Origin of the sequence: Nonomuraea sp. B12E4, from assembly GCF_039871825.1 — a bacterium.
Lineage (GTDB): Bacteria > Actinomycetota > Actinomycetes > Streptosporangiales > Streptosporangiaceae > Nonomuraea.
On record NZ_JBDPME010000040.1, the window covers coordinates 52,312 to 60,045 of the forward strand.

Below are 7,734 nucleotides of genomic sequence, written 5' to 3' on the forward strand. Positions count from 1 at the left end.
ATTACGACGAGGGGTTGGCCTTGAGCTTCCGGACCCCAGGAGCCGGCAGGGCGATGCGCTTGCCCCGCCGACCTCGACTGCTTTTGCCTGTGGCGATCGCCCTGGTGGCGATCGTGGCGTTGTTCTTTCTGTTCTCCGGCATTTATACGGACTTTCTCTGGTTCGACGCGGCCGATTACACGGCGGTCTTCACCGGTGTGGTGCTGACCCAGATCGTGCTGTTCGTGGCCGGAGCTCTGCTGATGGTCGCCATCGCCGGTGGCAACATGCTGCTGGCGTTCCGGTTGCGGCCGATGTTCGGGCCGGCGACGTTCGGCGGGGGCAGTGGTGCCGACCGCTATCGCATGGCGCTCGACCCCCACCGCAAGTTGATCTTCATTGTCGGCATGGGACTGCTCGCGCTTTTCTCCGGCTCCTCGTTCTCGGGGCAGTGGGGGACATGGCTGCAGTTCGTCAACGGGGCTTCGTTCGGCAAACAGGATGAGCTGTTCAAACTGGATATCTCATTCTTCATGTTCGACTATCCGTTCATCCGGATGGTGCTGAACTTCCTGTTCACCGCCGTGATCATCTCGATCGTGCTGGCGGCGATCACGCACTACCTCTACGGCGGGTTCCGGCTGCAGTCGCCCGGCGTGCACGCCTCCAGGGCGGCACGGACGCACCTGTCGCTGCTGCTGGGCATCTTCGTGCTGCTCAAGGCGGTGGCCTACTGGATCGACCGCTACGGCCTGGTCTTCTCCGACCGGGGCTTCGTGCACGGCGCGTCCTACACCGACGTCAACGCCGTGCTGCCGGCCAAGACCATCCTCGCGATCATCGCGCTGATCTGCGCCGCGCTCTTCTTCGCCGGCGTGGTGCGACCCGGCGGCATGCTGCCCGGAGTCTCCTTCGGCCTGCTGGTGCTCTCGGCCATCCTGATCGGCGGCGTCTACCCGGCGCTGGTCGAGCAGTTCCAGGTCAAGCCCAACCAGCAGGGCAAGGAGGCGGCCTTCATCCAGCGCAACATCAACGCCACACGAGATGCCTACAACGTCGCCAACACCGAGGTCGAAACCTACAACGCGCAGGCCGACCCGACCAAGGTGCGCACCGACGGCGACACCTCCGTGTCCGGCGTGCGGCTGCTCGACCCGGCGCTGGTGTCGTCGACGTACGAGCAGACGCAGCGCATCAGGGGCTTCTACAGCTTCGCCGAGCCGCTGGACGTCGACCGCTATCCCGACGCCAACGGCAAGATGGTCGACCACATCGTCGGCGTGCGCGAGCTGACCTCGCCGCCCGAGGGCCAGGACAACTGGATCAACCGGGCCCTGATCTACACCCACGGTTACGGCTTCGTCGCCGCGCCCGGCAACCAGGTCGACTCCAGCGGCCTGCCCGCCTACGACGCCAAGGACATGCCGGTCATCGGCCCGCTGGTCAACAGCACCAAGCTCAAGGACCCACGCGTCTACTTCGGCGAGGACCCGGCCTCGGCCGAATACGTCATCGCCGGCGGCAACCCGAACAACCCGCAGGAGCTCGACTACCCGGAGACGGGCGGCACCGGCCAGAAGAACACCACCTACACCGGCGGCGGCGTCCCGGTCGGCTCGTTCTTCAACAGGCTGCTCTACGCCGCCAAGTACGGCGAGGTGAACATCCTGCTGTCGGGCGACATCAACGACAACTCCAAGATCCTGTACGTGCGCAACCCGCGCGACCGGGTCGCGAAGGTCGCCCCGTTCCTCACGCTCGACGGCAATCCTTACCCGGCGATCGTCGACGGCCGCATCACCTGGATCGTGGACGGTTACACCACGTCCAACGACTACCCGTACTCGCAGAGCGAGAGCCTGGGCGACATGACGCGTGACACGTCCTCGGACCGTCGCGTGATCGCCCAGCAGCCGAGCGACAAGATCAACTACATCCGCAACTCCGTCAAGGCCACGGTCGACGCCAATGACGGGACGGTCAAGCTCTACGCCTGGGACTCCAACGACCCGGTGCTCAAGACGTGGAGCAACGCCTTCCCCGGCATCATCCGCCCGGCTTCGGAGATGAGCCCCGACCTGCGCAGTCACGTGCGCTATCCGGAAGACCTGTTCAAGGTGCAGCGCTACACGCTGTCGCGCTACCACATCACCAACCCGGCCGCCTTTTACAGCGGCCAGGACTTCTGGAACGTCCCCAACGACCCGACCCAGGGCACCAGGAACATCAAGCAGCCGCCCTACTACCTGACGACCACGATGCCGGGCGGCGAGCCGACGTTCTCGCTGACGACCACGTTCGTGCCGCGGCAGGGGCCCAACCTGGCGGCGTTCATGGCGGTCGACTCGTCGGGCGGGTCCGGATACGGGCGACTACGCATCCTGCGCATGCCCTCCAGCACTCCCATCCCCGGCCCCGGCCAGGCTCAGAACGCCTTCCAGAGCCGCTTCGCCGGTGAGCTCAACCTGCTGGGCGTCGGTGCCTCGTCGGTGCGCTACGGCAACCTGCTGACCCTCCCGTACGCGGGTGGGCTGGTCTACATCGAACCGGTGTACATCCAGGTGGCCGCGGGCGGCGGGCAGGAGCCGTACCCGATCCTGCAGCGGGTGCTGGTGTCGTTCGGCAGCAAGATCGGGGTGGCACGCACGCTGGAAGAGGCCCTGGCCGAGGTCTTCGGGGGTGAGCAGCAACAGGCGCCCACCGAGGAGGGGCAGACCACCACGCCGACCCAGACCAACGCGGCGTTGAGCACGGCGATCTCGAACGCCCAGAAGGCCTACGAGGACGCCCAGAAGGCTCTACAGGCCAGCCCGCCGGACTGGGACGCCTACGGTGACGCACAGAAGCGGCTGGAGGACGCGCTGAAGTCCCTCGAAGGGGCCAACGCGCAGCAGCCGGCCGCGCCGACGGCGACCCCCTCGGCGACCCCCTCGGCCACGCCCTCCGCGTCACCACCGGCCACGCCCAGCGCCTCCCCGAGTCCGACGGCCTCGCCGACCGGGCCGGACTCGCAAGCGGGAGGCACTTAGCGGTTTCGTTTGCGCTCACCCTGCTCCGCCGATAGTCTTTGGACACACCGACGCGGGGTGGAGCAGTTCGGTAGCTCGCTGGGCTCATAACCCAGAGGTCGCAGGTTCAAATCCTGTCCCCGCTACCAGGCCGGAGGCCCGGGATTCGGAAACGGATCCCGGGCCTTTGATCATCCAGGATGGTCAAAGGAGTGTCTGGCGGCCTGTATAGTTGATTAAGACACACCGACGCGGGGTGGAGCAGTTCGGTAGCTCGCTGGGCTCATAACCCAGAGGTCGCAGGTTCAAATCCTGTCCCCGCTACCACAACCAGGATCCCTGGCCGCCGGATCATCCGGCGGCCAGGGATTCTGTCGTTACCGGCCACGCCGCCGACACAGTCCCCGGCCGCGATGCAGGGCGCCCTTCCGGCCGTAACCTGGAGTAATGCAGGGCATCTCCCGCGGACGACTGCGCGTTTATCTGGGCGCGGCGCCCGGGGTGGGCAAGACGTTCGCCATGCTCGGCGAGGCACACCGCGCTCGCGAGCGCGGCAAGGACGTGGTCGTGGGCTTCGTCGAGACCCACGGCCGAGCCCTCACCACGCAGTTGCTCGAAGGGCTGGAGGTCGTCCCGCGGAAGACCCTGTCCTACCGGGGCACGACGTTCACCGAGCTTGATCCCGACGCGGTGATCGAGCGCGCCCCGGCGCTCGCGCTGATCGACGAGCTCGCCCACACCAACGTGCCCGGCTCCCGCAACGCCAAGCGCTGGGAGGACATCGAGGAGATCCTCGACGCCGGCATCGACGTCGTCTCCACGCTCAACATCCAGCACCTCGAGTCGCTGAACGACGTGGTCGAGCAGATCACCGGGGTGCCGCAGCGGGAGACCGTGCCGGATGAGGTGGTGCGGCGGGCCGACCGGATCGAGCTGGTCGACATGTCGGCGGAGGCGCTGCGCCGGCGGATGGCGCACGGCAACGTCTACCCGCTGGAACGGGTCGACGCCGCGCTGGCCAACTACTTCCGCGTCGGAAACCTGACCGCTCTGCGGGAGCTCGCCCTGCTCTGGGTGGCGGACAAGGTGGACCAGCAGCTCGACCAGTACCGCGCGCAGCACTCCATCGTGGGCACCTGGGAGACCCGCGAACGGGTGGTGGTCGCCCTGACGGGAGGCCCGGAGGGCGACACGCTCATCCGGCGCGCCGCGCGCATCGCGGTCAGGAGCAAGGGCGCGGACCTGATGGCCGTACACGTCACCAGGGCCGACGGCCTGACCTCGGGCGACGACCCGGCCAACCTGGTCCGCCAGCGTTCCCTGGTCGAGGACCTGGGCGGGACCTACCATCAGGTGATCGGCGACGACGTCCCGAGGGCGCTGCTGGAGTTCTCCCATGGCGTGAACGCGACTCAGCTCGTACTGGGTGCCTCGCGGAGAGGACGGTTCGCGCAGCTGCTCTCGCGGGGCGTGGGAGTGACGGCGGCGTCCATGTCAGGATCGATCGACGTGCACATGGTCACCCACGAGGCGATCAGGAAGGGCCGGCAACGGCCGCGTACCCAGGCCGCGCTGACCCGCAGGCGGCGGCTGACCGGGTGGGGGCTGGCGCTGCTCGGCATCCCGCTGCTCACGGTCGCGCTCCGGCCGATGGACCTGTTGCTGCCGAGCAACATCCTGCTCTTCCTGCTGCTGGTCGTGGGGGCCGCTCTGACCGGCGGCATGTGGCCCGCGCTGACGGCGGCGGTGTTCGGCTTCGGGCTGCTCAACTGGTATTTCACGCCCCCGCTGCACACGCTGACGATCGCCAGTCCGGAGAACGTGCTCGCGCTGGCCATCTTCGTGCTGGTGGCGGCCATGGTCAGCGCGGTCGTCGACCTGGCGGCCAGGCGCAGCAGGGAGGCCGCCCACGCGCGGGCCGACGCCGAGGTGCTGTCCACGTTGGCGGGTCACGTGTTGCGGGGCGAGGCGGCACTGCCGTCGCTGCTGCGGCGCATGCGTGAGACGTTCGGGCTGACCTCGGTGACCCTGCTCGAACGCGCCGGCGGGGACGCGGCCGAGGGCAGGGGCGAGTGCTTCCCCGACGTCTGGAAGATCGTCTCCACCTCGGGTGGGGTGCCGTGTACGAGCCCCGGCGTGGCGGACATCGACGTCGTGATCGACGACTCGCTCGTCCTCGCCGCCGACGGGCGGGTGCTGGAGGCCAGCGATCGGCGGGTGCTGGAGGCGTTCGCGGCGCAGGCGGCGGTCGCGCTGCGGCAGCAGCGGCTGCGGGAGGAGGCCGATCGGGCCAGGCCGCTGGCCGAGGCCGACCGGATGCGTACGGCGCTGCTCGCCGCCGTCAGCCACGACCTGCGCACCCCGCTCGCCTCCGCCATGGCGGCGGTCGAGAGCCTGCGCGGCACGGAGATCGCCTGGTCGGACGAGGACCGCGCCGAGCTGCTGGCCACCGCCGACGAGTCGCTGATCAAGCTGAGCCGGCTCGTCTCCAACCTGCTCGACATGAGCCGCCTGCAGGCCGGTGCCCTGGGAGTGGCCCTGGAGCCCGTGGCGATCGAGGACATACTGCCGCGGGCCATCGACGAGCTCGGCCTCCCGTACGAAAGGATCAAGGTCGACGTCCCGCCCGACGTCCCCGACCTGATGGCCGACCCCGCGCTGCTGGAGCGGGTGCTCGTCAACCTCATGGCGAACGCCGCCCGCTACCAGCCCGAGGGCGAACAACTGCTCATCGCCGCGAGCTGGCACGGCGACAACGTGGAAGTGCGAATTATCGACAGAGGGCCGGGCATCCCACAGGAAGCGCATGAAAGGGTGTTCATGCCGTTCCAACGGCTCGGTGACCGAGACAACCACGCCGGTGTGGGTCTCGGACTGGCGCTCTCGCGCGGTCTCACCGAGGCGATGGGAGGCACGCTCGTCCCGGATGACACGCCCGGAGGGGGACTGACCATGACCGTCTCGCTGCGGAGGGCCCCGTGACCCGAGTGTTGGTGGTGGACGACGAGCCGCAGATCCTGCGTGCCCTGCGGATCAACCTGGCCGCGCGTCAATACGAGGTGGCGGTCGCGTCCGACGCCGGCTCAGCCCTGCGCCAGGCCGCCGACTGGCATCCCGACCTGGTCATCCTGGACCTCGGCCTGCCGGATCTCGACGGCGTCGAGGTCATCGAGGGCCTGCGCGGCTGGACCTCGGTTCCGATCATCGTCCTGTCCGGGCGCGCGGACAGCACCGACAAGGTGGACGCGCTCGACGCGGGCGCCGACGACTACGTGACCAAGCCGTTCGGTATAGACGAACTCCTCGCGCGCATCCGCGCCGTGACCCGCCGGACGGGCCAGCACGACGAGGAGCTCGCCTCCGTACGGCTGGGCGACCACCTCGTCGACCTCGCCAACAAGACGATCTCCGGAGGCGTACGCCTGACGCCGACCGAGTGGCACTTCCTGGAGATTTTGCTGCGCAACCCCGGCAAGCTGATCAGCCAGCGTCAGTTGCTGACCGAGGTCTGGGGCAGTGCCTACCTCAAGGAGACGCACTACCTGCGGCAGTACATGGCCCAGCTCCGCCGCAAACTCGAACGCGACCCCGCGAATCCGGTTCACCTGCTGACCGAGCCCGGGATGGGATACCGCTTCCAGCCATCCTGACCTCACGCCTTGGTGATCAACAGCACGGCCTTCTGTACGGCCCAGCCGAACAGCAGGATGCCGAAGACGACCTGGGCGACGCGCATCCACATGGCGGAGGAGTGATCCGCGTAAATAACTACGCCAGCCCACATCAGGCCGAATATCCCGACCAGGGCCACTGCCACCCAGTTCAACCCCCGCTGCCACATATGCGCAGTCTGGCACTCGGTGAACCAAGGCCGGGTATGTCCGAAGTAGTACCTGGGTCAGTGGGATGCCGGAATCGGCGGGGAATTACCGGGGAAGCGTGCGGCCGGTGCCGACGCAGCGGCGCGGGCGCAGGCGGCCCTGGCGCCCCGGGACGGAGTCCTGCAGGCTGGCGAGCAGCGCGGCCGCGGTCCGGGCGTCGGACAGGATGCGCCGCACGGCCTCGCCGTCCTCGGGCATCTGACCCCGCTCGGTCAGCTCCCGCTTGAGGAACGACAGCGGGTCAGGCTCCTCAGCGACCTCCGCCGCCACCGTCGCTCTCGCGGCCGTCAGCAGGCGCAAGTAATGGGTGCGCAGGACGGCCTCGCGGGTGCGGGAATGTTCGAGGTCGTCGATCAGAGTCCTGGCGACGCGCAACAGGTCGCCGGCATGGGTCGCCTCATCGGCGAGGAAGGCGCGGATGTCGTCGAACTCCGACCGGGTCATGGGGGACACCTCCGAGAGCGCAGTCTGCTCGTAGGTACTTCGTACCGATGGATGATTGCGGATGACTTGCCGCCGGCTTGAATCGAGGCGTCCTCCTGGGGGTTCGTTGGGATGAGATGCGTAGGTTTGAGCGTTAGGTGACGAGGGAAGGACCTCACGATTACCTGAGTCGGGCGAAGTGGGTGCCGCGGGCTGCTAGAGTTGCTTCCGCGCAGGGCGGTCAAGGGGTTCGACTCGGACTCCGGAGATGTCCGGCAAATCCCACTCTCTTCTGGAGCATCCGGATGGTTTCGCATCCACTCGGATCGGCTGGTAAGTTTGAGGGGTTGTCCCGGAAACGGGACGCAGCTGAATTTCCGCAGGTTGTGCAAGTCGGGTCAATTTGACAGGGACTTGAACGGCTGAAAGAATAAAGGCACAAC

Annotated in this window: 4 protein-coding genes and 2 tRNA genes; 5 read left to right on the plus strand and 1 reads right to left on the minus strand. The window is 67.8% G+C overall.

What is annotated here, in order from left to right:
- Window positions 1–53 precede the first annotated feature (53 nt).
- From ABGB18_RS44990 to ABGB18_RS45010, 5 genes are all read left to right on the plus strand, one after another.
- Window positions 54–3,008: a UPF0182 family protein gene (locus ABGB18_RS44990; RefSeq protein ID WP_347701841.1), complete on the plus strand. Its 2,955-nt coding sequence runs from the start codon at window positions 54–56 to the stop codon at window positions 3,006–3,008.
- 51 nt (window positions 3,009–3,059) lie between these two features.
- Window positions 3,060–3,136 (plus strand) — tRNA-Met (locus tag ABGB18_RS44995).
- A gap of 101 nt (window positions 3,137–3,237) precedes the next feature.
- Window positions 3,238–3,314: transfer RNA gene (locus tag ABGB18_RS45000), tRNA-Met, on the plus strand.
- Between the two features lie 120 nt (window positions 3,315–3,434).
- Window positions 3,435–5,969, plus strand: coding sequence for a sensor histidine kinase KdpD (locus tag ABGB18_RS45005; RefSeq protein WP_347701842.1), 2,535 nt, complete (start codon window positions 3,435–3,437; stop codon window positions 5,967–5,969).
- Window positions 5,966–6,637 carry a response regulator gene (locus ABGB18_RS45010; protein ID WP_347701843.1) on the plus strand — a complete coding sequence of 224 codons (672 nt, stop codon included), beginning with the start codon at window positions 5,966–5,968 and terminating at the stop codon, window positions 6,635–6,637. The genes ABGB18_RS45005 and ABGB18_RS45010 overlap by 4 nt, the downstream gene beginning before the upstream one ends.
- A 276-nt stretch (window positions 6,638–6,913) precedes the next feature.
- On the opposite strand, the gene ABGB18_RS45015 is transcribed toward ABGB18_RS45010, so the two are convergent.
- Window positions 6,914–7,312 carry a hypothetical protein gene (locus ABGB18_RS45015; RefSeq protein WP_347701844.1) on the minus strand — a complete coding sequence of 133 codons (399 nt, stop codon included), beginning with the start codon at window positions 7,310–7,312 and terminating at the stop codon, window positions 6,914–6,916.
- Window positions 7,313–7,734 lie beyond the last annotated feature (422 nt).

Coding starts and splice junctions, on each gene's coding strand:
- ABGB18_RS44990 (WP_347701841.1), top strand. CDS start 54: ATGCGCTTGCCCCGCCGACCTCGACTGCTTTTGCCTGTGGCGATCGCC.
- ABGB18_RS45005 (WP_347701842.1), top strand. CDS start 3,435: ATGCAGGGCATCTCCCGCGGACGACTGCGCGTTTATCTGGGCGCGGCG.
- ABGB18_RS45015 (WP_347701844.1), bottom strand. CDS start 7,312: ATGACCCGGTCGGAGTTCGACGACATCCGCGCCTTCCTCGCCGATGAG.